Origin of the sequence: Pseudomonas sp. MPB26 (assembly GCF_046605355.1) — a bacterium.
GTDB classification, from domain to species: Bacteria; Pseudomonadota; Gammaproteobacteria; order Pseudomonadales; family Pseudomonadaceae; genus Aquipseudomonas; species Aquipseudomonas cedrina.
Map to the genome: position 1 here is coordinate 2,380,617 of NZ_CP176793.1, position 22,836 is coordinate 2,403,452.

Annotated in this window: 24 protein-coding genes; 16 read left to right on the forward strand and 8 right to left on the reverse strand. The window is 62.1% G+C overall.

Going from position 1 to position 22,836, the window contains the following annotated elements:
• Window positions 1-15: 15 nt before the first annotated feature.
• From mdcA to madM, 9 genes are all read left to right on the forward strand, one after another.
• Window positions 16-1,686: a malonate decarboxylase subunit alpha gene (mdcA, locus tag ACLH0H_RS10960; protein ID WP_411382005.1), complete on the forward strand. Its 1,671-nt coding sequence runs from the start codon at window positions 16-18 to the stop codon at window positions 1,684-1,686.
• Entirely contained in the window at window positions 1,687-2,520 is an 834-nt protein-coding gene (locus ACLH0H_RS10965) for a triphosphoribosyl-dephospho-CoA synthase (protein ID WP_411382006.1), read from the forward strand.
• A complete protein-coding gene (locus ACLH0H_RS10970; RefSeq protein WP_076953165.1) occupies window positions 2,520-2,819 on the forward strand; it encodes a malonate decarboxylase subunit delta in 300 nt (99 codons plus the stop codon). Before ACLH0H_RS10965 ends, ACLH0H_RS10970 begins: the two co-directional genes overlap by 1 nt.
• Window positions 2,812-3,654: a biotin-independent malonate decarboxylase subunit beta gene (locus ACLH0H_RS10975; protein ID WP_411382007.1), complete on the forward strand. Its 843-nt coding sequence runs from the start codon at window positions 2,812-2,814 to the stop codon at window positions 3,652-3,654. Before ACLH0H_RS10970 ends, ACLH0H_RS10975 begins: the two co-directional genes overlap by 8 nt.
• Window positions 3,651-4,421 (forward strand): biotin-independent malonate decarboxylase subunit gamma, encoded by a 771-nt coding sequence (gene mdcE / locus ACLH0H_RS10980; protein WP_411382008.1) that lies wholly within the window; start codon window positions 3,651-3,653, stop codon window positions 4,419-4,421. Before ACLH0H_RS10975 ends, mdcE begins: the two co-directional genes overlap by 4 nt.
• Complete coding sequence (locus ACLH0H_RS10985) at window positions 4,415-5,002, forward strand: malonate decarboxylase holo-ACP synthase (RefSeq protein WP_411382009.1); 588 nt, start codon at window positions 4,415-4,417, stop codon at window positions 5,000-5,002. Before mdcE ends, ACLH0H_RS10985 begins: the two co-directional genes overlap by 7 nt.
• The gene (gene mdcH / locus ACLH0H_RS10990; RefSeq protein WP_411382010.1) at window positions 4,999-5,898 is read left to right on the forward strand and encodes a malonate decarboxylase subunit epsilon; all 900 of its coding nucleotides are present in this window, start codon (window positions 4,999-5,001) and stop codon (window positions 5,896-5,898) included. Before ACLH0H_RS10985 ends, mdcH begins: the two co-directional genes overlap by 4 nt.
• 67 nt (window positions 5,899-5,965) lie before the next feature.
• A complete protein-coding gene (gene madL / locus ACLH0H_RS10995) occupies window positions 5,966-6,358 on the forward strand; it encodes a malonate transporter subunit MadL (RefSeq protein ID WP_186686853.1) in 393 nt (130 codons plus the stop codon).
• 5 nt (window positions 6,359-6,363) lie between these two features.
• On the forward strand, window positions 6,364-7,128 hold the full coding sequence (gene madM / locus ACLH0H_RS11000) for a malonate transporter subunit MadM (protein ID WP_411382011.1): 765 nt from the start codon (window positions 6,364-6,366) through the stop codon (window positions 7,126-7,128).
• A 16-nt stretch (window positions 7,129-7,144) separates the two neighbouring features.
• On the opposite strand, the gene ACLH0H_RS11005 is transcribed toward madM, so the two are convergent.
• On the reverse strand, window positions 7,145-8,059 hold the full coding sequence (locus tag ACLH0H_RS11005; RefSeq protein ID WP_124360166.1) for a LysR substrate-binding domain-containing protein: 915 nt from the start codon (window positions 8,057-8,059) through the stop codon (window positions 7,145-7,147).
• Between the two features lie 145 nt (window positions 8,060-8,204).
• On the opposite strand from ACLH0H_RS11005, the gene trhA reads away from it, so the two are divergent.
• Window positions 8,205-8,822 (forward strand): PAQR family membrane homeostasis protein TrhA, encoded by a 618-nt coding sequence (trhA, locus tag ACLH0H_RS11010; protein ID WP_411382012.1) that lies wholly within the window; start codon window positions 8,205-8,207, stop codon window positions 8,820-8,822.
• Between the two features lie 139 nt (window positions 8,823-8,961).
• Here trhA and ACLH0H_RS11015 read toward each other — a convergent pair whose 3' ends face one another.
• Window positions 8,962-9,864, reverse strand: coding sequence for a LysR family transcriptional regulator (locus tag ACLH0H_RS11015; protein ID WP_411382013.1), 903 nt, complete (start codon window positions 9,862-9,864; stop codon window positions 8,962-8,964).
• Window positions 9,865-9,967: 103 nt separating this feature from the next.
• Here ACLH0H_RS11015 and ACLH0H_RS11020 point away from each other — a divergent pair, with 103 nt between their 5' ends.
• The 4 genes from ACLH0H_RS11020 (at window position 9,968) to ACLH0H_RS11035 (ending at window position 13,850) form a co-directional block, all read left to right on the forward strand.
• Window positions 9,968-11,206, forward strand: a complete 1,239-nt coding sequence (locus ACLH0H_RS11020) for a D-amino acid dehydrogenase (protein ID WP_411382014.1) — start codon at window positions 9,968-9,970, stop codon at window positions 11,204-11,206.
• A 118-nt stretch (window positions 11,207-11,324) separates the two neighbouring features.
• Complete coding sequence (locus ACLH0H_RS11025) at window positions 11,325-12,563, forward strand: D-amino acid dehydrogenase (RefSeq protein ID WP_411382015.1); 1,239 nt, start codon at window positions 11,325-11,327, stop codon at window positions 12,561-12,563.
• Window positions 12,564-12,572: 9 nt separating this feature from the next.
• A complete protein-coding gene (locus ACLH0H_RS11030) occupies window positions 12,573-12,923 on the forward strand; it encodes a RidA family protein (RefSeq protein ID WP_411382016.1) in 351 nt (116 codons plus the stop codon).
• Window positions 12,924-12,947: 24 nt separating this feature from the next.
• Window positions 12,948-13,850 (forward strand): transporter substrate-binding domain-containing protein, encoded by a 903-nt coding sequence (locus ACLH0H_RS11035; RefSeq protein ID WP_411382017.1) that lies wholly within the window; start codon window positions 12,948-12,950, stop codon window positions 13,848-13,850.
• Window positions 13,851-13,884: 34 nt separating this feature from the next.
• Here the strand turns inward: ACLH0H_RS11035 and ACLH0H_RS11040 are convergent, their stop codons facing one another.
• Together ACLH0H_RS11040 and ACLH0H_RS11045 are read right to left on the reverse strand one after the other, a co-directional pair.
• Window positions 13,885-14,604, reverse strand: a complete 720-nt coding sequence (locus tag ACLH0H_RS11040; RefSeq protein ID WP_411382018.1) for a 16S rRNA (uracil(1498)-N(3))-methyltransferase — start codon at window positions 14,602-14,604, stop codon at window positions 13,885-13,887.
• A gap of 150 nt (window positions 14,605-14,754) precedes the next feature.
• The gene (locus ACLH0H_RS11045; RefSeq protein WP_411382019.1) at window positions 14,755-16,161 is read right to left on the reverse strand and encodes an adenosylmethionine--8-amino-7-oxononanoate transaminase; all 1,407 of its coding nucleotides are present in this window, start codon (window positions 16,159-16,161) and stop codon (window positions 14,755-14,757) included.
• Window positions 16,162-16,435: 274 nt separating this feature from the next.
• On the opposite strand from ACLH0H_RS11045, the gene ACLH0H_RS11050 reads away from it, so the two are divergent.
• Both ACLH0H_RS11050 and ACLH0H_RS11055 read left to right on the forward strand, forming a co-directional pair.
• Window positions 16,436-16,987 (forward strand): cytochrome b, encoded by a 552-nt coding sequence (locus ACLH0H_RS11050; RefSeq protein WP_411382020.1) that lies wholly within the window; start codon window positions 16,436-16,438, stop codon window positions 16,985-16,987.
• A 32-nt stretch (window positions 16,988-17,019) separates the two neighbouring features.
• Window positions 17,020-17,598 (forward strand): YceI family protein, encoded by a 579-nt coding sequence (locus ACLH0H_RS11055; RefSeq protein ID WP_076953180.1) that lies wholly within the window; start codon window positions 17,020-17,022, stop codon window positions 17,596-17,598.
• A gap of 236 nt (window positions 17,599-17,834) precedes the next feature.
• On the opposite strand, the gene ACLH0H_RS11060 is transcribed toward ACLH0H_RS11055, so the two are convergent.
• From ACLH0H_RS11060 to metF, 4 genes are all read right to left on the reverse strand, one after another.
• Complete coding sequence (locus tag ACLH0H_RS11060; RefSeq protein WP_076953181.1) at window positions 17,835-19,715, reverse strand: DEAD/DEAH box helicase; 1,881 nt, start codon at window positions 19,713-19,715, stop codon at window positions 17,835-17,837.
• A gap of 221 nt (window positions 19,716-19,936) precedes the next feature.
• On the reverse strand, window positions 19,937-20,728 hold the full coding sequence (locus ACLH0H_RS11065; RefSeq protein WP_411382021.1) for a substrate-binding periplasmic protein: 792 nt from the start codon (window positions 20,726-20,728) through the stop codon (window positions 19,937-19,939).
• Between the two features lie 63 nt (window positions 20,729-20,791).
• Window positions 20,792-21,874, reverse strand: coding sequence for a hypothetical protein (locus ACLH0H_RS11070; protein ID WP_411382022.1), 1,083 nt, complete (start codon window positions 21,872-21,874; stop codon window positions 20,792-20,794).
• An 81-nt stretch (window positions 21,875-21,955) separates the two neighbouring features.
• On the reverse strand, window positions 21,956-22,801 hold the full coding sequence (gene metF, locus ACLH0H_RS11075; RefSeq protein ID WP_411382023.1) for a methylenetetrahydrofolate reductase [NAD(P)H]: 846 nt from the start codon (window positions 22,799-22,801) through the stop codon (window positions 21,956-21,958).
• Window positions 22,802-22,836: the final 35 nt, after the last annotated feature.

A 22,836-nucleotide genomic window follows, 5' to 3' on the forward strand; every position in this document is an offset into this window, starting at 1 on the left:
ATCCGTGGAGCGACCATGACAACAACATTCACCCCCGACTCGCGCTGGACGCGGCGGCGCGACGAGAAGCAGCGGCGGCTCGGGCTGGTCAAGCAATACGCAGACGGGGCGGTGCTACCCAGTGACAAAATCGTCGAGGCCCTTGAAGCGCTGATTCTCCCCGGCGACCGCGTGGTGCTGGAGGGCAATAACCAGAAGCAGGCCGACTTCCTCTCGCGCTCCCTGGCCAAGGCCGACCCGGCCAAGCTCCACGATTTGCACATGATCATGCCCAGTGTCGGCCGTTCCGAGCACCTGGACCTGTTTGAAAAGGGCATCGCACGCAAGCTCGACTTCTCCTTCGCAGGCGCCCAATCCCTGCGCATCAGCCAGTTGCTGGAAGACGGCCTGCTGGAAATCGGCGCGATCCACACTTACATCGAGCTCTACGCGCGGCTGGTGGTGGACCTGATCCCCAATGTGGTGCTGTCCGCCGGTTTCATGGCCGACCGCGCCGGCAACATCTACACCGGCGCCAGCACCGAAGACACCCCGGCACTGATCGAACCCGCTGCCTTCAGCGACGGCATCGTGATCGTGCAGGTCAACCAGTTGGTGGACGACGTGACGGACCTGCCCCGCGTCGACATTCCGGCGAGCTGGGTGGATTTTGTGGTGGTGGCCGACAAGCCGTTCTACATCGAGCCGCTGTTCACCCGCGACCCGCGCCATATCAAGCCGGTGCATGTGCTGATGGCGATGATGGCGATCCGTGGCATCTACGAAAAACACAAGGTGCAGTCGCTCAACCACGGTATCGGCTTCAACACCGCCGCCATCGAACTGATCCTGCCCACCTACGGCGAATCCTTGGGTCTCAAGGGCAAGATCTGCCGCAACTGGACTCTCAACCCGCACCCAACCCTGATCCCCGCGATTGAAAGCGGTTGGGTCCAAAGCGTACATTGCTTCGGCACCGAGTTGGGCATGGAAAACTACATCGCCGCTCGCCCGGATGTGTTCTTCACCGGTCGCGATGGCTCGATGCGTTCCAACCGGATGTTCAGCCAACTCGCTGGCCAATACGCGGTGGACCTGTTTATCGGCGCCACCCTGCAAGTCGACGGCGACGGGCATTCTTCCACGGTGACCCGCGGCCGACTGGCCGGGTTTGGCGGCGCACCGAACATGGGCCACGACCCGCGCGGGCGTCGTCACGGCACGCCCGCCTGGCTGGACATGCGCCACGGCGACGCGCCCGAAGCCTTGCTTGAGCGCGGCAAGAAGCTTGTGGTGCAAATGGTCGAGACCTTCCAGGAAGGCGGCAAGCCCACGTTCGTCGACACCCTCGACGCGGTGGAAGTGGCGCGCAAGAGCGGCATGCCCCTGGCGCCGATCATGATCTACGGCGACGACGTGACTCACCTGCTCACCGAGGAAGGCATCGCCTACCTATACAAGGCGCGTTCCCTCGAGGAGCGCCAGGCGATGATCGCCGCTGTCGCCGGGGTGACCGTCATCGGACTGCGCCACAACCCCAAGGACACCGCGCGCATGCGCCGCGAAGGCCTGATCGCCTTGCCCGAAGACTTGGGCATCCGCCGCACCGACGCTACCCGCGAGCTGTTGGCCGCCAAGAGCGTGGCCGACCTGGTGGAGTGGTCCGGTGGCCTGTACAACCCGCCCGCCAAATTCAGGAGCTGGTAAATGCGCGCCCTTAAACTGCATGAACTCACCCTCGCGGAGCGCCTGGCCGATATAGCCGTTGATGCGCTGATCGATGAAGCGGACCTGTCGCCCAAACCTGCGCTGGTCGACCGGCGTGGCAACGGCGCCCATGACGATTTGCATCTGGGCCTGATGCACGCTTCGGCGTTGTCGCTATGGCCGATGTTCAAGGAAATGGCCGAGGCGGCGCTGGAATTCGGCGAAGTCGGCTTGCCCCTGCGCGAAGCCCTCGGCCGTCTCGGGCGTGAAGGTGAGCAGGCCATGCTCGCCACCACCGGCGGCGTAAACACCCATCGCGGCGCCATCTGGGCCCTCGGCCTGCTCACCGCCGCCGCCGCCCTGGACTCACGCGACGTCACTCTGAACGCAGCCCGGCTGGCCCTGCTCGATGACCGTTTTGCGCCACGGCCGATGAGCCATGGCGCTCAGGTTGCCCGACGCTATGGCGCACGCGGTGCCCGTGAAGAAGCTCAGCTTGGCTTCCCGTCGGTCATCCAGCGCGGCTTGCCGCAACTGCGCAAAAGCCGCCTGCAAAATGCCGGCGAACAGAACGCGCGCCTGGATGCCTTGCTCGCGATCATGACCGAGTTGGCCGACACCTGCGTGCTTTACCGCGCAGGCCCGGAAGGCTTACGGACGATGCAACAAGGCGCCCAGGCGGTGCTGGACGCCGGCGGCAGTGCGACCCTTGCCGGACGCCGCCACTTGCACGCACTCGACACCCAATTGCTGGCCCTGAATGCCTCCCCCGGCGGCGCCGCCGACCTGTTGGCCGCCTGCCTGTTTATCGACCGCCTCGACGGAGCGTTTTGATGGAAACCCTATCCTTTGAATTCCCCGCCGGGCAGCCGCCCAAAGGCCGCGCGCTGGTGGGTTGCGTTGGTTCGGGCGACCTGGAAGTGCTGCTGGAACCGGGCACGCCGGGCACGCTGACGATCCAGGTGCAAACCTCGGTCAATGGTGCCGAACAGCGCTGGCAGCATCTGTTTCAACGCATCTTCCAGGAACAGACGCCACCGGCCTTGAACATTGATATCCACGATTTCGGCGCCACGCCCGGCGTGGTGCGCCTGCGCCTGGAGCAGGGTTTTGAGGAGATCGGCCATGACTGACTTGCTCGCCAAACACAGCTTCGTTGAGCTCAGCGCGCGGCAACGGGCCAAGGCTTTGCTGGACGCCGGTTCCTATCGCGAATTGATCGACCCGTTCCAGCGCGTCATGTCGCCGTGGCTCAGCCGCCAGGGCGTGGTGCCGCAGGCCGATGACGGCGTGGTGATCGCCAAGGGCAGCATCGGCGGTAAACCTGTCGTCATCGCTGCCATCGAAGGCAACTTTCAAGGCGGCAGCCTCGGCGAAGTGGGCGGCGCGAAAATCGCCGGTGCTTTGGAGCTGGCCGCCGAAGATAACCGCAAGGGCATCCCGACCCGCGCCGTGCTGCTGCTGGAAACCGGCGGCGTGCGCCTGCAGGAAGCCAACCTTGGCCTGGCCGCCATCGCGGATATCCACGCGGCGATTGTCGACCTGCGCCAGTACCAGCCGGTGATCGGCGTGGTGGCCGGCAGCGTCGGTTGCTTTGGCGGCATGTCCATCGCGGCGGGGTTGTGCAGTTACCTTGTGGTCACCCGCGAAGCACGCCTGGGCCTGAATGGCCCGCAAGTGATCGAGCAGGAAGCAGGACTGGAAGAATACGATTCGCGCGACCGGCCGTTCATCTGGAGCCTTACCGGTGGTGAGCAGCGCTTCAACAGCGGCCTGGCCGATCGTTATGTGGCGGACGATGTGGCCGAGATTCCGCAGACCGTCAGCGCGCTGTTGCAACAAGGCGTGCCCGCCGAGCAACGCAGCCGCCGAGCGGATTATTACCTGGCGCGTCTGGCCGAACTGGACGCTGCGCCACAGATCGACCCGGCGACGGTGCGCGCGTTGTATCAAGGAGAACGCCCATGAGAGGTTTGCACTGGTTCAACGCCTTGAGCACCGGCGCGACGCCCGTTTCGGGCTTGCCGCACTCATTGAAAGTGGCCGATGGCGTGCTGGGCGAACACGCCGTGCGCTTTATCGCCGTGGTGACCGATGCACACAACCGCTTCCCTCGGGCCCGCAACGGCGAAGTCGGCTTGCTGGAAGGCTGGGGCTTGGCCAAGGCTGTTGATGAAGCCATCGCCCGAGGCGACAAACGCCCGATCATCGCCATCGTCGACGTGCCCAGCCAAGCCTACGGCCGTCGTGAAGAAGCCCTCGGTATTCACCAGGCCCTGGCGGCCGCCGCCGACAGCTACGCGCGCGCCCGACTGGCCGGGCACCCGGTGATCGCGCTGCTGGTGGGCAAGGCCATGTCCGGGGCGTTTCTCGCCCATGGCTACCAGGCCAACCGCCTGATCGCCCTGCGCGACCCCGGTGTGATGGTGCACGCCATGGGCAAGGCGTCGGCGGCGCGGGTGACCCTGCGCAGCGTCGAAGAGCTGGAGAACCTGGCCGCCAGCGTGCCGCCAATGGCCTATGACATCGACAGCTATGCCAGCCTTGGCTTGTTGTGGGAAACGCTGTCGGTCAGCCAGATCGAACAACCCACGCCGCAGGATATGGCGCGCGTCAGCGATTGTCTGGTGAGCGCGATCAAGGACATCGACACCCCCGATTTGAGCACCCGCCTCGGCGCAACCCATCGCGCCGCCTCCAGCCATGTGCGCCAACTGCTGCGGGAACAATGGTGAACGCCCACGACCTGCTCTGGGGCATGACCCCAGCGCACTTGCCCGCTGATGCACCGGGGTGGGCACTGGGTGCGATTGGCACGGTGGTGGTGCGTCGCGCCGTGGTCGCGCCGGGGTTTGTCGCGGTGGGAGTGCGCGGGCGTTTGCGTGAGCAGCGCTTTGCGGCCGTGATGCCGATTGACGCCGTGCAGCGGCGAGTCGCACCGGAAGCGTTGCGCGAGGCTGTCTCGACACGGGATCTGCCGGCATTGCAGGCCCTCGACCAACTGCGCCCAGTGCTGGCGCCACTGAGCTGGGGCGTTACTGGCAGTGCGGGTTTTGAGCTGGCCACGGGCATTGAAGCGCTGCATGCCCAAAGCGATCTGGATTTGATTCTGCGCATGCCCAAGCCGCTTGAGCGCAGTGATGCCCGCGACCTTCTGGCCGCCCTGGACAAGGCCGTGTGCGTCGTGGATATGCAACTGCAAACACCGTTGGGCGCCGTTGCCTTGCGTGAATGGGCTGGTTCATCGCGCCGGGTGCTGTTGAAAACCGCCAGCGGTGCCCACCTGGTGCTTGATCCTTGGCAGGCGGTGGCATGAGCAGCCTTTTGGTGTTCCCAGGGCAGGGCGCGCAACGGCCGGGCATGCTCAAGGCCTTGCCTGCCGAGGTGTTGGAGCAGGCCAGTGAGGCGCTGGGTGAAGACGTTCGTGCATTGGATTCGGCTGAAGCCCTCGCGAGCACCCGTGCGGTCCAACTCTGCCTGTTGATCGTCGGCGTGGCCCACGCGCGCCTGCTGCAACACACCCCGGATTACGTCGCGGGCTTGTCGATCGGGGCTTACCCCGCGGCGGTGATCGCCGGTGCGCTGGACTTCACTGATGCGCTCAGGCTGGTCAGCCTGCGCGGCGAGCTGATGCAGCACGCTTATCCACACGGCTACGGCATGACCGCGCTGATCGGCCCGGCGTTATCCACCGTCGAAACGCTGCTGGCCGAAATCCACGGCCCCGACACCCCGGTGTACCTGGCCAATATCAACGCCGATAACCAGACCGTCATCGCCGGCAGCGATGAAGCCATGCAGCGCGTCGCCAGCCGAGTGAAAGGCAACGGCGTTGCCAAGCGCCTGGCCGTCAGCGTGCCGTCCCATTGCGCGCTGCTGGAGCAACCGGCCCAGGCGCTGGCGCAGGCCTTCATGCCGCTCAAGGCGCCACGCATCACCTACCTGAGCAGCACCCGCGCGCGGCCGATCCACAACCCCGAGCAACTGCGCGACGACCTGGCCTTCAACATGTGCCGCGTCGTCGATTGGCGCGGCACCGTGCAAAGCGCCGTTGAACGCGGTGTGCGCCTGCAAATCGAACTGCCGCCGGGCGCCGTGCTCACCGGCCTGTCACGGCGCGTCTTTGAACAAGGCACGGTGATCGCCTGCGAAGGCGCGCGCCTGGACACCTTGCAGGCCCTGCTGCAAGAGGAGGAGCGCCGCCACCGATAAAGCACCACCCAAGGCTTTCGAAGCACAAAAACAACAATTTCGATCGAGCACTTTGAGGACAACGACAATGATTATTTACGGTGTGGCGTTTCTGGCGTTCTGTACCTTGGCCGGCTTGTTTGTCGGCGAATTGCTGGGCAGGTGGATGGGCATCCCGGCCAACGTCGGCGGGGTGGGCATTGCCATGTTGCTGTTGATCGGCCTGGGCAGCTACCTCAGCAAGCGCGGGTGGTTTACCCGCAAGTCGGAGCCGGGCGTGAGTTTCTGGGCGGCGATTTATATCCCCATCGTGGTGGCGATGGCGGCGCAGCAAAACGTGTACGGCGCTATCAGTGGTGGCCCGATGGCGATTCTTGCGGGCACCTTGGCAGTGGTCCTGGGCTTTGCCCTGGTGCCGGTGCTGGTGCGCATCGGCAACCCTGAGCCTGACGCTGTTGTTCCCACCAAAGAAGCCGGGTGATCGCCATGTATGAATCGATGATGAAAGTGATCACCGGCTACGGCCTGATCAGTGGCTTTGCTGTGATCGGCCTGACCATGTGGGTCTCCTACTGGATCTCCGACACCTTCACTAAAGGCCGCTTGCACGGCTCGGCCATCGCCATCTTGCTGGGCCTGGCGCTGTCTTACGTCGGCGGTGCATTTACCGGTGGCTCAAAGGGTGTGGTGGATATTCCGTTGTTGTCGGGCATCGGCCTGCTGGGTGGGGCGATGCTACGCGACTTTGCCATTGTGGCCACGGCGTTTGGCGTGAGTGTCGATGAGCTGAAACGGGCAGGGTACGTTGGCGTATTGGCCTTGTTTGTGGGCGTGGGCTCATCGTTCATCGCGGGCGTGGGGGTCGCCATGGCGTTCGGCTACACCGATGCGGTGAGTCTTACCACCATCGGTGCCGGCGCGGTGACTTACATCGTCGGCCCGGTGACCGGTGCGGCCATTGGTGCCAGTTCCGAAGTGATGGCGCTGTCCATTGCCGCCGGGTTGATCAAGGCTATTCTGGTGATGGTGATGACGCCCTTCGTGGCGCCTCTGATCGGCCTGAACAACCCGCGCAGCGCGGTGATTTTCGGCGGTCTGATGGGCACGTCCAGCGGTGTCGCGGGAGGGCTGGCGGCGACCGATCCGAAGCTGGTGCCCTATGGTTGCCTGACGGCGGCGTTTTATACCGCGCTGGGGTGCCTGTTGGGGCCATCGTTGTTGTTTCTGATCATGCGCGGGCTGGCGGGCTGATCTCAAAATAGCGGTCTCAAGCCTGGCGGTTGGCATACATCCGGCACTCCGCCAGCAACGCCAGCAAATTCGGGTCGCGCTCCTTGGCCTTCAAGAACACCACGCCAATGTGCTGCTGCAACCGGTACCTGGGTTGCAGCGGTATCAGCTTCACGCGGTTCTCATACACCGCCGCAATCCGCCCCGGCAGCAGCGCATAACCCACGCCTGAACTGACCATGCTCAGCAGCGTGAAGATGTCGTTCACCTGCATCGCCACCTTGGGTTCAAAGCCCGCCTGCTTGAACACCCGGTTGCCGTCCTGATGCGTGGCAAAGCCCTGGGTGAGGGTGATGAAGGTCGCGTCGCGCACGTCCGCCAGATCGATTTGCTGTTCGCGGTCAAAGGGCGAGTCGGCCGGGGTGGCGAGGAAGATGTCATCGCTGAACAGCGCGATCTGCTCACAGTCGGGGTCGTTGGCGTGTTCATCCAGGGAGATGAGGATCGCGTCCACCTCCATGTTCTTAAGCTTGTAGAGCAGGTCGAAGTTGGAGCCCAGGATCAGGTCGATGTTGAGTTCGCTGCGGCGGATTTTCAGGCCCATAATCAATTGAGGCACGGTCTTGACCGTCAGCGAGTACAGCGAACCGAGCTTGAAGCGCTCGGCGGAGAAGCCGGCGGCTTCGCGGGTGAGGCGCACGCTGTCGACGACGTCGGCCACCAGTTTCTGCGCGCGTTCTTCCAATACATAGGCACTTTCCAGCGGCGTGAGGTTGCGCCCTTCGTGTTTGAACAGCGGGCAGCGCAGCGCGTTTTCCAGGGAGTGGATGGCGCGGTGCACGCTGACGTTGCTGGTTTGCAGCTCAGCGGCGGCGCGTGCCAGGTTGCCGGTGCGCATGAACGCCAGGAAGATTTCCAGCTTCTTGAGGGTGAATTCTTCGTCGATCAGCATGGCCGTGGGCTCTTGTTCGAATGCATTCGATTGTGCCCGCAAATGCGCTCGGCGTCCTCGGAACGTCATAAGCCGCTTGCACTCTTATGGCGAAGGCTGGAGGCTTGCCAGCCAACCCATATTGGTCACAGGAGGTCGGTTGCAGATGTATCACGGTGAACGATTCAACGCCTGGAGCCATTTGCTCGGTGCTGTCGCGGCGTGTATTGGCGTCGTGTGGATGTTGGTGGTGGCGAGCCTGGACGGCAGCCCCTGGAAGATCGTCAGCGTGGCGATTTATGGCGTTACGTTGATGGCGCTGTACAGCGCGTCGACCGTTTACCACAGCGTGCAGGGCCGGCGTAAAGCGATCATGCAGAAGGTCGATCACTTTTCCATCTACCTGTTGATCGCCGGCAGCTACACACCGTTTTGCCTGGTGACGCTGCGCGGTCCATGGGGCTGGACGCTGTTCGGCATTGTATGGGGGCTGGCGGTGATCGGTATCCTGCAAGAGATCAAGCCGCGCTCCGAGGCGCGCATCCTGTCGATCGTGATCTACGCCGTGATGGGCTGGATTGTGCTGGTGGCGGTCAAGCCGCTGCTGGCGGCGCTGGGCACTGCGGGGTTTACCTGGCTGGCGGCGGGTGGGGTGTTGTACACCGTCGGCATCATCTTCTTTGCCCTGGAGGATCGCCTGCGGCATTCCCATGGGATCTGGCACTTGTTCGTAATCGGCGGCAGCGTGCTGCATTTCGTGGCGATCATGCACTACGTGCTCTAACAAACGATGCAGTAAAAACTGTGGGAGCGGGCTTGCTCGCGAAAGCGGTGAATCAGTCGATGCATATGTAACTGAACCACCGCCTTCGCGAGCAAGCCCGCTCCCACATTGGATACCCAGTGGTTTCGGGAGCGTGTTCTCACAGGCGCTCCAGCAGTTCGCGGGCGCGGTTGCCGAAAATCTCCAGCAAATTGGCCAGCATATGCGGCGGTGGCTCGTCGGCGCGGGTCAGGGCATACAGGGTGATCGGCAGCGGCGGCGTTAGGGGGCGAATGCAGGTGGTGGCGGTAGAGGCACCGAGGGCGGTGAAGGGATCGATCACGGTCAGGCCCGCGCCGGATTCCACCATCGCGCGGGCCAGGGAATAGGTTTGCACTGAAATGGTCACGCGGGGCGCAGGGTCGACGTTTTCCAAGTAGCTGCCGAGCTTGGCTGCCAGCGGATCCGCGCTGGAGAGCCCAATCAACGGTGCGCCCGCCAACGCGGTCAATGGCAGTGGTGTGCTCACTTCGGCTTCTGGCCAATAACCTTTCGACGCCAACGCCACCAACATGCCATTGGCCAGCACTTGCGTGGTCAACCCCGGATGACCGGAAAAATTCAGTGTCAACGCCAGGTCGATCTCGCGCATCAACAGCTTCTGGACCAGTTCGCGGCTATGGTCGCTGGACAGCTCGCAGGTGATGTCCGGGTAGTCGCGCTTCCATTCCAGGATCGCCGGTGGCAGCAGCGACATGGCCAACGCCGGGATCGCGCCGATGCGCACACTTTGCCCAGGCGCGCGACGCAAGCTCTTGGCCAGACGCCGCACACCTTGCAGGCTCTCGGTGACCTTCTCGACTTCGCTTTCCAGCGCCAGGGCTTCCGGGGTGGGCTGCAGCTTGCCACGCACGCGCAAAAACAGCGCAAAGCCCAGCTGCAATTCGGCATGCTGCAGCACCTTGGTCACGGCCGGTTGCGACACATGCAGCAACTGCGCCGCGGCGCTGATGGAGCCGGACTGGCGGATGGCCTGGAAGATTTCGATATGACGTAAGCGCATATATCCATAACCGTTGTTTATAGGTGGCTTACTTTTATTCATTATTCATGCGTTGTCACTTACCTCTAGTCTCGATTTGGTTTCATTAAATGTGAGAAGCGTTGTGGCAAAGCATGTAAGTATCATTGGTGGCGGTGTCATTGGACTTGCAACCGCCTACGCGTTGGTGCGTGCAGGCATGGATGTCACGTTGGTTGAGGGGCAAGCCAGCCTGGGCAGTGCCAGCAGTTTCGCCAACGGCGGTCAGCTTTCCTACCGATATGTCACGCCGCTGGCCGATGCGGGCGTGCCACTGCAGACATTGGTCGGACTGCTGCGGGGCGAGTCGCCGCTCAAGCTGAGACCGCGACTGGACCCCTCGCAGTGGCGCTGGCTGGCGCAGTTCCTCGGCGCCTGTCGCACCTCGGTCAACCATGCGAACTCCGAACACCTTCTGCGCTTGGCGCTGCTGAGTCAGGAGACACTGCAAAGCTGGCGTCATGAGGACAGGCTGGAAGGGTTCGACTGGAAGCGCAACGGCAGGCTGCTGGCCTTTCGTTCTGCCGAGAGTTTTGAACAGGCTCGCCGCACAGTGCGCGACCCTTTGCAGCAACAGGTCGTGTCGGCCGAAGACTGTCGAAGGTTGGAGCCATCGCTGAATTCAGGCAATTTCATTGGGGGTATCTATAACCCTACCGAAGAGGTCGCCGATTGCCATGCGTTTTGCCAGCGCCTGGCGGAGCATCTCGAAGCCTCGGGAAAATGCCGGATGCTGCTTGGGCGCAAGGTCTTAAAGGTCCACGAGGCCTTTGGTACAGTGGTGGCTATTGAGCTTCAGGACGAAGTGCTGCCAGTCGAACATCTGATCCTGGCTGCGGGCCATAACAGTCAAAGCCTGTTGCCGGCCATGCGTCTGCCGATCTATCCGCTCAAGGGCTATAGCCTGAGCGTACCGATCGAAGCGCAGCACGCCGCACCGAGCATCAATATCACCGACTATGACCGCAAAGCCGTGTATGCCCGCATTGGCGCACAACTGCGGATCGCCGCGATGGTCGACATTGTGGGTTACAACAGCGCACCGGAGCCCAAACGTCTGTCGGTAATAAAACGCTTGGCCCGACAGACTTTTCCTATGGCAGGCAACTATGACGCTGCCGTTGAATGGGCCGGCATGCGCCCGGCAACGCCCACCGGGTTGCCGCTGGTGGGGCCTACGGCCTTTCGCAATCTCTGGCTTAACCTCGGCCATGGCGCACTGGGCTTTACCCTGGCGTGTGGCAGTGGGCAATTGCTGGCCGAAATGATCGAAGCAAAATCCACGTCCATCGACACTCGGGCGTTTTTGCCCAAAATTGCCTGATTTCAACGAATGCAGCGTGTATAGCTTTTGGTTATGGGCGGGCCCTCTTTAGTCATTATCGGCGGCTTGCCGCTTGCTTCTATGCTTGGCCCTTCTTAATCGATGGCTGGGGGCTGGGATGGCCAGGCAGGTTTGTATCATCGGCGGTGGGGTTATCGGCCTGGCCAGTGCGTATGCGTTGGTGCGGGCCGGCCATGAGGTGGTGGTGATCGACGCACGCGACACGCTGGGCAGTGAAACCAGTTTTGCCAATGGTGGGCAACTGTCGTATCGCTATGTCGCACCGTTGGCGGATGCCGGTGTACCGCTGCAGGCCATTGGCTGGCTGCTGCGCGGTGATTCGCCGTTGAAGCTGCGTCCACGGCTCGACCCGCAGCAATGGCGTTGGATGGCGGCCTTTATCGGCGCCTGCCGTGGCTCGGTGAACCAGCGTAATGCGGCCCACTTGCTGCGCCTGGCCTCTCTGAGCCAAGGCATTTTGCAGCAATGGCGCGAGGACGACCGCCTGGAGGGCTTCGACTGGCGCCGCAACGGCAAGCTGGTGACCTTCCGCAATGCCAACAATTTTGAGCGTGCACGCAGCAAGGTCAGCGCTGTGCACCAACAGGTGCTGTCAGCCGCCGACTGCGCGCGGCTGGAGCCGACGCTGGCGGACGCTGATTTTATCGGCGGCATTTATACGCCAAACGAGGAAGTCGCGGATTGCCATGCCTTCTGCCAGCGGCTGGCGGCGCGGCTTGAGGCGTCCGGGCGCTGCCGCTTTGTGCTGGGGCGCAAAGTCACCGGCATTCACCATGCAGAAGGGGCGGTGCAGGCAATCGAACTGGGCGGCGAAGTGATGCCGGTCGAGCACCTGGTATTGGCGGCGGGCCATCGCAGTGGCGAGCTGGGATTGCCCGGCCTGGCGCTGCCGCTTTACCCGCTCAAGGGCTACAGCTTGAGCGTGCCGATTGGCGCGCAGCACCAGGCGCCGAGCATAAGCATCACTGACTACGACCGCAAGGTTGTCTACGCACGCCTCGGCGAACAGCTGCGGGTCGCGGCCATGGTGGATATTGTCGGCTTCGACGCTGGCCTTGAGCCCAAGCGCCTGGCCCTGATCAAACGCCAGGCTTTGGAGACTTTTCCTATGGCCGGCGATTATGACCGTGCGCTGGAATGGGCCGGTATGCGGCCGGCCACGCCGACCGGTGTACCGCTGATTGGCGCAAGCCCTTACCGCAACCTGTGGATGAACCTCGGCCATGGCGCCTTGGGGTTTACCCTGGCCTGCGGCAGCGGCCAGTTGCTCGCCGAACTGATCGGCCAACGCAATCCTTCCATTGATATGCAGGGCCTGACGCCCCGCTGCGCTTGAGCATCCACCATGACTATTACTCGAATCAACAGCAACGAACGTCTCAGTGGAGCCGTGATTTTCAAGGACCTGGTGTTCCTGTCTGGCCAGGTGCCTGGCGACGGCCAGGATGTGGCGACCCAGACCCGCGAAGTGCTGGCCAGGATCGACGCGCTGTTGGTCGAGGCGGGCAGCGACAAGGATCACCTGCTCAATGCGACCATTTACTTGAAGGACATCGGCAGCGGTTTCGCGCCGATGAACGAGGTGTGGTCCGCGTGGCTGACACCGGGGGTGGCGCCAACGCGCACCACCCTGCAAGCCGAGCTGGCGCGGCCCAGTGTACTGGTGGAAATCAGCGTGATTGCCGTACGCAAATAACTTCACAGACCTAGGAGAACAACAATGAAAACGATCCTATTGACCGGCTGTGCGCTTGGGCTTTTGTTGGGTGCCCAGGCCCAGGCGAATGAACCGGCCCTGGACGGCACGTTGAGCAAGATCGCTAACGCCAAGACCATCACCTTGGGCTATCGCGATGCGTCGGTGCCGTTTTCCTACGTGGGGGATAACAGTGGCAAACCCATGGGCTATTCAGTGGAACTGGCAAGCAAGATCGTCGAGCGTATCCAGCAGAAAATCGGGGTGGCCAACCTCAACGTCAAGTACAACTTGGTGACCTCACAGACCCGTATTCCGCTGGTGCAGAACGGCACCGTCGACCTGGAATGCGGCTCTACCGGGGTGACCGCCGAGCGGCAGAAGCAGGTGGCGTTTTCCTACGGGTTTATTTATGTGAAAGGCCAGTTGCTGACCGCCAAGGACAGCGGCATCAAGGGGTTCGCCGACCTCAAGGGCAAGAATGTGGTGACGACCGCCGGTACCACCAACGAACGTTTTTTGAAGAGTTATAACGCCGAACACGAGAGCACTATGTTTGTGATCAGCGCCAAGGACCATGGCGAGGCCTTCAAGATGCTCGAGACCGGCCGTGCGGCAGCGTTCTACATGGATGATGCGTTGCTCTACGGCGAACGTGCCAAGGCCAGGGACCCGCACAACTGGGTGGTGGTGGGCGAGGAGCAGTCGCGGGAGATCTATAGCTGCATGGTGCGCAAAGACGACCCGCAGTTTCTCGCAGTGGTCAACGAGACGCTCGGCGACCTCTACCGCAGTGGCGAGATCAACGGGATTTACCAGCGCTGGTTCGAACAGCCGATCCCGCCGAAGGGCTTGAACCTGGAATTCCCGATGACCAGCGAGTTGAAGGCAATTATTGCCAAGCCGGTGAGCGATCCGGTGGAGTGATAACCACAATTTTGATTGGGTTTGCAAAGCGAGGTTAGAAATCGCCCCACAATTGCTGGGCAACGGCCAGCGCCACCACGGGTGCGGTCTCGGTGCGCAGTACCCGTGGGCCCAGGCGCGCTGCGTGGAAGCCCGCGCCTTGGGCGGTTTCAATTTCATTGTCCGTCAGCCCACCCTCGGGCCCGATCAGGAAGGCCAGGCTGGATGGCTTGGCGTGGCTGACCATCGGCTCGGCCACCGGATGCAACACCAGCTTCAGGTCCGCCTCGGTCTGCTTCAACCAGTCCGCCAGCAACAACGGTGGGTGAATCACCGGCACCGTGGAGCGTCCACATTGCTCACAGGCGCTGATTGCCACCTGGCGCCAGTGCAACAGGCGTTTGTCGGCGCGTTCGTCCTTGAGGCGCACTTCGCAGCGTTCGCTGAAGATCGGCGTGATTTGGTTGACGCCCAGTTCAGTGGCTTTCTGGATCGCCCAATCCATACGCTCACCCCGGGACAGGCCCTGGCCGAGGTGGATGTGCAACGGCGATTCGGCCTGGCCTGCGAAGCTTTCCGTGAGCTGTACGCTGACGCGTTTTTTACCGACCTCCAGCAATGCGCCACGAAACTCCTGGCCGGAGCCGTCGAACAATTGCACGGCGTCGCCTTCGGTCATGCGCAGCACGCGGCTGATGTAATGCGCCTGGGCTTCGGGCAATTCGTGGTCGCCGAGGCTCAGCGGGGTGTCGGTGAAAAAGCGGGACAGTCTCATGTCTGTTCTCTGAAAATGTGCAGGGCGGACGCGGAGCGTCCAGGGCTGCATGCCCACGCAGAGCGTGGGAACGATCATACAAAACCTGTGGGAGCCGGGCTTGCCCGCGATAGCGGTGGGCCAGGCACCCGATCAGCCGAATGAACCTGATCAACCCGGATCGCGAAAGCCTGGATGGAAATCGGTTGGTACCGCAACGCTGACGTTGCTGTTGGTCGCAATATCGATCCCCTCGCTGGCGACTTCGGCAAGAAAGTCGATCTGCTCCGGGGTAATCACGTACGGCGGCAGGAAGTACACCACGCTGCCCAACGGGCGCAACAGCGCGCCGCGTTCCAGGGCGTGCTCGAACACCTTCAGGCCGCGCCGTTCCTGCCACGGGTAGGCGGTCTTGGTGGCTTTGTCCTGGACCATCTCGATGGCCAGGACCATGCCGGTCTGGCGCACTTCCGCGACGTGAGGGTGGTCCACCAGGTGCGCAGTGGCCGTGGCCATGCGCTGTGCCAGGGCCTTGTTGTTTTCGATGACGTTGTCTTCTTCGAAAATATCCAGGGTCGCCAGGGCCGCCGCGCACGCCAGCGGGTTGCCGGTGTAGCTGTGGGAGTGCAGGAAGGCGCGCAGGGTCGGGTAGTCGTCGTAGAAGGCGTCGTACACGTCATCGGTGGTGACCACGGCCGCCAGGGGCAGGTAACCGCCGGTGAGGGCCTTGGACAAGCACAGGAAGTCCGGGCGGATACCGGCCTGTTCACAGGCGAACATGGTTCCGGTGCGGCCGAAACCCACGGCGATTTCATCGTGGATCAGGTGCACGCCGTAGCGGTCGCAGGCCTCGCGTAAAAGCTTGAGATACACCGGGTGGTACATGCGCATGCCGCCGGCGCCTTGGATCAGCGGCTCTATGATCACCGCGGCGACGCTGTCGTGGTTGTCCGCCAGGGTCTGCTCCATGGCCAGGAACATCGTGCGCGAGTGTTCTTCCCAGCTCATGCCCTCGGGGCGCAGGTAGCAATCCGGGCTGGGCACCTTGATAGTATCCAGCAGCAGTACCTTGTAGGTTTCGGTAAACAGCGGCACATCGCCCACCGACATCGCGGCGATGGTTTCGCCGTGGTAGCTGTTGGTCAGGGTGACGAAGCGCTTTTTGTTCGGCAGGCCGCGGTTGAGCCAATAGTGGAAGCTCATCTTCAGCGCGACTTCAATGCACGACGAACCATTATCGGCATAGAAGCAACGGGTCAGGCCCGCTGGCGTCATTGCCACCAGGCGCTCCGACAGCTCGATCACCGGCTGGTGGCTGAAACCGGCGAGGATCACGTGTTCCAACTGGTCGACCTGGTCCTTGATGCGCTGGTTGATACGCGGGTTGGCGTGGCCGAACACGTTGACCCACCAGGAACTGACGGCGTCGAGGTAACGCTTGCCCTCGAAGTCCTCCAGCCATACGCCTTCACCGCGCTTGATCGGGACCAGCGGCAGTTGCTGGTGGTCTTTCATCTGGGTGCAGGGATGCCACAGCACCGCAAGGTCGCGTTGCATCCACTGGTCGTTCAAGCCCATCGGTGATCTCCTCGAAGCGGTCCTGCGGCCTGCGCAGGTAAAACAATCGCGCAAGCCTATGCAATGGGCGCGTGTGTCACAAGCCATTACCTGTGAATTGGCGGTAAACACAGGACGGTCTGTCACGTTTCTCCTGGATAGTCCTTAATCCGATGTTAATTTACGCTTCATACCCTCAAGATCGTATTTCTCGATATTTCAAAGCGAAATTTTTCGCTTTAATTCGATAGGTAAATCGCTAGTCTTGGGCGCAGCTCTTACGGGATTTAAGTACATGCAATTACGCAATTCACCGGCCCGCTATGGTTGGGTCAGTATTGTTTTGCACTGGGGCGTGGCCCTGGTGGTGTTTGGCTTGTTCGCCCTGGGCTTGTGGATGGTTGGTCTCGACTATTACAGCGCCTGGCGCAAAGAGGCACCGGACCTGCACAAGAGCATCGGCATCACGCTGTTCGCCATCATGCTCGTGCGTGTCGTCTGGCGCCTGCTCAGCCCGCCGCCCGCGCCGCTGGCCAGTTACAGCCGCATGACCCGCCTTGGCGCTGCCTTTGGCCATGTGTTCCTGTATTTCGGGCTGTTTGCCGTGATGATCGCCGGTTACCTGATTTCCACCGCAGACGGTGTCGGTATCCCGGTGTTTGGCCTGTTTGAAATTCCTGCCCTGGTGTCCGGGCTACCGGACCAGGCAGACACCGCCGGCGTGGTGCACCTGTACCTCGCCTGGGTGTTGGTGGTCTTCGCCGGCTTGCACGGCGTGGCTGCGTTGAAACACCACTTTATCGATCGTGATGTGACCCTGACGCGAATGCTGGGGCGCAAAGCCTGATGTTCAACCTCGACTCACAAGGAATAGAAAGCATGTTGAAAAAGACCCTCGCTGCCCTGGCAATCGGTACCGCTCTGCTGTCGGCAGGCCAGGTAATGGCCGCCGATTACAAGATCGACAAAGAAGGCCAGCACGCCTTCATCGACTGGAAAATCAGCCACCTGGGCTACAGCTTCATTCACGGTACCTTCAAGGATTGGGACGGCACCTTCAGTTGGGATTCGGCCAAGCCGGAAGCCAGCAAAATCGCAGTCGACGTGAAAACCGCCAGCCTGTGGTCCAACCACGCCGAACGTGACAAGCACATCGCCAGCAAAGACTTCATCGACGTGGCCAAGTTTGCCGACGCCAAGTTCGTGTCCACCGCGGTTAAATCCACCGGCGCCAAAACCGCTGACGTGACCGGCGACCTGACGTTCCACGGCGTGACCAAGCCCGTGACCTTCAAGGCTACCTTCAACGGTGAAGGCAAAGACCCATGGGGTGGCGAACGTGCCGGCTTCAACGCCAAGACCACGATCGACCTGAACGACTTCGGCGTGAAAGGCCCAGGCCCGACGTCGCAGACTGTCGACCTGGACATCTCGTTGGAAGGCGTGAAGCAGAAGTAATTTCTGCTGGTTGCTTGAAAAAACCGGATCCCATGATCCGGTTTTTTTATGCCTGGAATGCAGTCAATGTGGGAGCTGGCTTGCCTGCGATGCGAGCACCTCGGAGCATCAGGTACACCGAGTCGATGCAATCGCAGGCAAGCCAGCTCCCACAGAAGAGCTCATTTTATTTTGTGGAATCAAAAAAAATGCCCCGTCTCGAAAGAGGCGGGGCATTTTTTATGGCGCTTTGAAACTCAGCGGTTACGTGTCAGCAACGCTGGTTTCTCACCCCGAGGACGACCTGGCAGTTGATCCAACTGCTCAGGTGTCGGGAAGCGATCAGCCTTGGACTCCTTGTGGATGATCTTCGGCGCCGGGCCACCGCGCGGGTTCTGCACGGCTGGCTCGGACAAAGGCTGGTCGTCGCGCGCCGGACGGCGGTTGTTGCTGCGCGAGTCTTCGCGACGCGCCTGGCCGTCACGCGGTGCGCCGTTACGCGGGCCGCTGCGTTTGGCAGGCGGGGTACCGGTGGTCCCGCCGCTGCTGTTGCGTGGACCGTTCTGGCGAGCGCCCTGTGGTTGGCCGCCACGTGGAGCGGCTGCGCCCGTGCCTTGTGCCGGGGCACCTGGGCGACGGCCACGGCCTTGTGCCGGCTTGGCTTGTGGCACGTAGTCGACACGGTTACCGAAGTTGTCCACGTCGTCGTCAAGGAACTCGTCCGGGGCACGGTCGGCTGAGGCGCGTGGCGGCTGGCTCGGCTGGCGCTGTTCGCGGGCCGGGGTGCCTTCACGTGGCTTTTGCTCGCGGGCCGGGCGTTCGCCGCGGCTGCTGGTCGCGGTTTTTTCCTTGCCTTTGTCTTTGCCCTTGTCGCGACGACCGCCACCGCCACCACCGCCGTTCGGGCCATCGCCCTTCGGACCGCGTGGGTTGCGCGGGTTACGCACGTCCGGACGCTCGCGCGCTTCAGGCTTCTCGGCCTCTACGGCGCTGGAATCGAAGCCCATCAGGTCGCCGTCGGCGATTTTCTGCTTGGTCATGCGCTCGATGCTTTTAAGCAGTTTTTCTTCGTCCGGTGCAACCAGGGAGATGGCTTCACCCGAACGACCGGCGCGGCCGGTACGGCCGATACGGTGCACGTAGTCTTCATCGACGTTCGGCAGCTCGAAGTTGACAACGTGTGGCAGTTGGTCGATATCCAGGCCGCGGGCGGCGATATCGGTTGCCACCAGGATGCGCACGGAACCGGCCTTGAAGTCGGCCAGGGCTTTGGTGCGCGCGTTCTGGCTCTTGTTGCCGTGGATGGCGACGGCGGTGAGGCCGTGCTTGTCCAAGTATTCGGCCAGGCGGTTGGCGCCGTGCTTGGTGCGGGTGAACACCAGCACCTGTTCCCAGGCACCGTGGGTGATCAAGTGCGCCAGCAGCGAGCGCTTGTGGCTGGCGGCCAGGCGGAACACCCGTTGCTCGATACGCTCGACCGTGGTGTTCGGCGGCGTGACTTCGATGCGTTCCGGGTTGTGCAGCAGCTTGCCGGCCAGGGCGGTGATGTCCTGGGAGAACGTCGCCGAGAACAGCAGGTTCTGACGTTTGGCCGGCAGGCGGGCGAGGACCTTTTTCACGTCATGGACAAAGCCCATGTCGAGCATGCGGTCGGCTTCGTCCAGCACGAGGATTTCCACGTGGGACAGATCGACGCTGCCCTGGCCGCACAGGTCGAGCAAACGACCCGGGCACGCCACCAGCACGTCCACGCCTCGGGACATGGCCTGAACCTGTGGGTTCATGCCAACGCCGCCGAAGATGCAGGCACTGACGAACTTCAAGTCGCGGGCATACAGCTTGAAGCTGTCGTGCACTTGCGCGGCGAGTTCGCGGGTTGGGGTCAGGACCAGTACGCGCGGTTGGCGCGGGCCGTGACGCTGGGATTTGTCCGGGTGACCGTTAGGGAACAACCGCTCCAGGATCGGAAGGGCGAAACCACCGGTTTTACCAGTACCTGTCTGCGCCGCGACCATCAGGTCGCGACCTTGCAACACGGCGGGAATGGCCCGCTGTTGCACCGGAGTAGGCTCGGTATAGCCCGCTGCCTCGATGGCGCGGACTAAAGCCTCGGAGAGACCGAGGGAAGCAAAGGACATGAGTAATCCTGTTTTAGTTAGGGCTTGGCCCAAAGGGATAATCTTGCCGGGCGTGAATGGCGCTTAGGGGAGCGCAATCCCGTCCGGTCCTGCTGCGTCTGGCGGGCACTCCACCGGCTCGCGCGGGCTGAAAGCTGCGCTGTAGCGGGGTTGGGTGCCTTTTTCAAGACCCGAGCGGCCGGGCGTAAGCCTGGCGGAAAGGCCGGAGTATAACAGAGCAATCACTGCGCGCTGCTTTCCTGCTGCTCAACGGTGTGTTCGAAGCCCGTAATTGCTTGGATTCCACCGTATTTGGCGCTCAACGCAGTGTAGGCCGGCTCTTGTTTGAAGCGTTTAAGTTCGGCGGCGAAGCGTTGCACCAGCAAGTCCATGCCCGCGCCACGGCGCACGGCGAGGAACTGCTGCTGGCGGCTGAGCACTGCCGGCGCCTGGCTGACCTTGCCTTCCAGGCCCAATGCCTTGATCGCATGCTGGCCTACCCGGCGGTCGGTAATCACCAGATCGATGCGCGCGCGCATCAATTTTCCGAAGTTGGCTTCATGGCTGGGGGCCGCTTCGCGGTTGAACAGGCTTGAATCGCTGAATTGCGCACCGTACAGGTAGCCGGGCGACGTGCCGACAGTAAGACCGTGCAGATCTTCAAGGCCTTGCACGGGGTGGGGGCGATCATTGGCATAGAAGAGCACGAATTCCACCTCCGACAACGGCTCGCTGGGATATAGAAGCAAGGTGTCGCGCTCATGGCTGTGGAAAATATCCAGCGCCCCGTCAGCCTGGCCTTGCTCGAGCATCGCCAGGCAGCGCTTCCAGGGCAGGAATTGCCATTGCACCTCCACCCCCAGGCGCTGGAACACGATCACGGTGGTTTCGTAGTCCAGCCCTTGCATGGTGCCCTGTTCTTCATACACATAGGGCGCCCAGGGCTCGGTGACAATGCGCAATTTCTCGCCATGAGCGGCCAGGCTCAGGCAAGCAAAAAGGGCAGCAGTCGCAAGTTTCAGGATCACGGGCATGCCCTGAGGTTACGATGCTCCCGTGCTAAATAGAAGCTCTGGCACAGGCATTCGCGGGCAGCGCTATTTTGTTCCTGAGCTCATCAGGTGATCGTAGATGGCGGTGCGGCGCTCGCCGAGGATCAGGCGCACCACCGGGTTGGCGAACCAGTGTTCCAGTTGGTGCGCGTCGACCGGGCATTTCTGGCGCTCTTCCTGGTTCTGCCGGGCTTTGTCCCACCAGACCGGGCCGCATGCCTGGTCAAACTCGTTTTCGTGTTCGTAGCAACCGTAGAGAATCTCGCGGATAAATTGTTGCTGGCGCTTGGGCAGGGCCAGGGTGATCAGCTTGTACATCAGGCGCTGCGGGCGCGGTGGACGCGGCAGGTGGGCGGACACCTTGCGCGTATCGGCCAGTGCCTGGGCACTGATAGGGTCGCCGGCGTGCTTGGCTATCCACGCCTTGACCTTGGCACGGAACAGCTGTTTGCGGCTCCAGTAGTGATGAATCAGGTCCGGACACTGGCGCACATTGACCTTGCGGTAGGCGGCGACCGACAGGCAGAACTCTTCCAGGGTGTAGGCACCGTTGGCCATCGGGAACAGTTCGTCCATCAGCTCGATCGATTGATCCAGCAGGAACGCGTCTTGGCGGGTCAGGCCCATGACGCCGGAGTTGAGCAACCACATGGTGTCGTCGGCCAGGCCTTTGTCGGCCAGGTGCCTGGCGAGGGTCACGTACAGCACGCTTTCGCGGTTATCGCCGTATTTGGCGTGGAAGGCGTTGCACAGCAAGCTGCCGGGGGCTACGCGTTCGAACAGCGCCATGGGCGAATCGTGGAAAAACGTGTCGGTGTCAATCAGCAGCGCTTGTTCCGCCGTTTCGAGTACTTGGCGCAACAGCACGTGTTTGGTGCGGAAATGGTAACCGTGAGGCTCGCTCCAGCGTTGGCGCGTGGCTTGGTCCAGCGTATGGACCTGCACCGGCAAACCCTGGTAGGGCGCCGGGTTGTCGCTGAACACCTGGATGTCCAGTGGCAGGTCCTGTGCGCCACCCAGATGCGTCAGGGCGCTGGCAATGCTGAATACCGCTTCCTGATGGTAGGTCTCGGCGCCGAATACCAGGTAAACCAGCTGCGGGCGGGGAGTCGGGGACGCTGTATTCATTTACTGCTGGTTTCCATTCCGGGGATGTTTGAATAAAAAAGCCCCCGTATGAACGAGGGCCTGGATGTTGTTTGAACAACCTCAGCGCGGCAGCTTGAGATTGTTCCAGATGGCCAGGCTCGGTTCGGCCTGGTTCAGGGTATAGAAATGCAAGCCTGGTGCGCCACCTTGCAACAATTTTTCACACATCGTGCTGATGACCTGTTCGCCGAACGCCTGGATGCTCTTGACGTCGTCGCCATAGGCCTCCAGTTGTTTGCGCACCCAGCGTGGGATTTCGGCACCGCAGGCGTCGGAGAAACGCGCCAGCTTGTTGTAGTTGGTGATCGGCATGATGCCCGGCACGATCGGGATGTTTACACCCATGGCCTGTACGCGCTCGACGAAATAGAAGTAGCTGTCGGCGTTGAAGAAGTATTGGGTGATGGCACTGTCGGCGCCGGCGTTGGCCTTGCGCACGAAGTTGCGCAGGTCGTCTTCGAAATTGCGCGCCTGGGGGTGCATCTCCGGGTAGGCCGCCACTTCGATATGGAAGTGATCGCCCGTCTCTTCACGGATGAAGCTCACCAGGTCATTGGCGTAGCGCAACTCACCGCTGGCCATGCCCATGCCGGACGGCAGGTCGCCACGCAGGGCAACGATGCGCTGGATGCCGGCGGCCTTGTATTGGGTGAGCAGGCCGCGCAGGTCTTCCTTGCTGTCGCCCACGCACGACAGGTGCGGAGCGGCGGGAACTTTGACTTGGCTTTCCAGCTGCAACACGGTGTTGATCGTGCGATCACGGGTCGAACCGCCAGCGCCGTAGGTGCAGGAAAAGAAGTCGGGGTTGTAGCTGGCCAACTGCGTGGCGGTCGCCATCAGTTTTTCATGCCCAGCATCGGTCTTGGTCGGGAAGAACTCGAAGCTGTAGCGACGGTCTTGGGACATGGTAATACCCTTTGAAACTCAGAGTGCCGGAAGGC

Excerpts from the sequence above, each read along its gene's own strand:
- ACLH0H_RS11070 (WP_411382022.1), bottom strand. The coding sequence starts at position 21,874 with ATGAATACAGCGTCCCCGACTCCCCGCCCGCAGCTGGTTTACCTGGTA.
- ACLH0H_RS10985 (WP_411382009.1), top strand. The coding sequence starts at position 4,415 with ATGGTGAACGCCCACGACCTGCTCTGGGGCATGACCCCAGCGCACTTG.
- ACLH0H_RS11035 (WP_411382017.1), top strand. The coding sequence starts at position 12,948 with ATGAAAACGATCCTATTGACCGGCTGTGCGCTTGGGCTTTTGTTGGGT.
- ACLH0H_RS11005 (WP_124360166.1), bottom strand. The coding sequence starts at position 8,059 with ATGCTGATCGACGAAGAATTCACCCTCAAGAAGCTGGAAATCTTCCTG.
- ACLH0H_RS11045 (WP_411382019.1), bottom strand. The coding sequence starts at position 16,161 with ATGGGCTTGAACGACCAGTGGATGCAACGCGACCTTGCGGTGCTGTGG.
- mdcE (WP_411382008.1), top strand. The coding sequence starts at position 3,651 with ATGAGAGGTTTGCACTGGTTCAACGCCTTGAGCACCGGCGCGACGCCC.
- mdcH (WP_411382010.1), top strand. The coding sequence starts at position 4,999 with ATGAGCAGCCTTTTGGTGTTCCCAGGGCAGGGCGCGCAACGGCCGGGC.
- ACLH0H_RS11050 (WP_411382020.1), top strand. The coding sequence starts at position 16,436 with ATGCAATTACGCAATTCACCGGCCCGCTATGGTTGGGTCAGTATTGTT.
- trhA (WP_411382012.1), top strand. The coding sequence starts at position 8,205 with ATGTATCACGGTGAACGATTCAACGCCTGGAGCCATTTGCTCGGTGCT.
- mdcA (WP_411382005.1), top strand. The coding sequence starts at position 16 with ATGACAACAACATTCACCCCCGACTCGCGCTGGACGCGGCGGCGCGAC.
- ACLH0H_RS10975 (WP_411382007.1), top strand. The coding sequence starts at position 2,812 with ATGACTGACTTGCTCGCCAAACACAGCTTCGTTGAGCTCAGCGCGCGG.
- ACLH0H_RS11025 (WP_411382015.1), top strand. The coding sequence starts at position 11,325 with ATGGCCAGGCAGGTTTGTATCATCGGCGGTGGGGTTATCGGCCTGGCC.
- metF (WP_411382023.1), bottom strand. The coding sequence starts at position 22,801 with ATGTCCCAAGACCGTCGCTACAGCTTCGAGTTCTTCCCGACCAAGACC.
- ACLH0H_RS10965 (WP_411382006.1), top strand. The coding sequence starts at position 1,687 with ATGCGCGCCCTTAAACTGCATGAACTCACCCTCGCGGAGCGCCTGGCC.
- ACLH0H_RS11060 (WP_076953181.1), bottom strand. The coding sequence starts at position 19,715 with ATGTCCTTTGCTTCCCTCGGTCTCTCCGAGGCTTTAGTCCGCGCCATC.
- ACLH0H_RS11040 (WP_411382018.1), bottom strand. The coding sequence starts at position 14,604 with ATGAGACTGTCCCGCTTTTTCACCGACACCCCGCTGAGCCTCGGCGAC.
- ACLH0H_RS11065 (WP_411382021.1), bottom strand. The coding sequence starts at position 20,728 with ATGCCCGTGATCCTGAAACTTGCGACTGCTGCCCTTTTTGCTTGCCTG.
- ACLH0H_RS11055 (WP_076953180.1), top strand. The coding sequence starts at position 17,020 with ATGTTGAAAAAGACCCTCGCTGCCCTGGCAATCGGTACCGCTCTGCTG.
- ACLH0H_RS10970 (WP_076953165.1), top strand. The coding sequence starts at position 2,520 with ATGGAAACCCTATCCTTTGAATTCCCCGCCGGGCAGCCGCCCAAAGGC.
- ACLH0H_RS11030 (WP_411382016.1), top strand. The coding sequence starts at position 12,573 with ATGACTATTACTCGAATCAACAGCAACGAACGTCTCAGTGGAGCCGTG.
- madL (WP_186686853.1), top strand. The coding sequence starts at position 5,966 with ATGATTATTTACGGTGTGGCGTTTCTGGCGTTCTGTACCTTGGCCGGC.
- madM (WP_411382011.1), top strand. The coding sequence starts at position 6,364 with ATGTATGAATCGATGATGAAAGTGATCACCGGCTACGGCCTGATCAGT.
- ACLH0H_RS11015 (WP_411382013.1), bottom strand. The coding sequence starts at position 9,864 with ATGCGCTTACGTCATATCGAAATCTTCCAGGCCATCCGCCAGTCCGGC.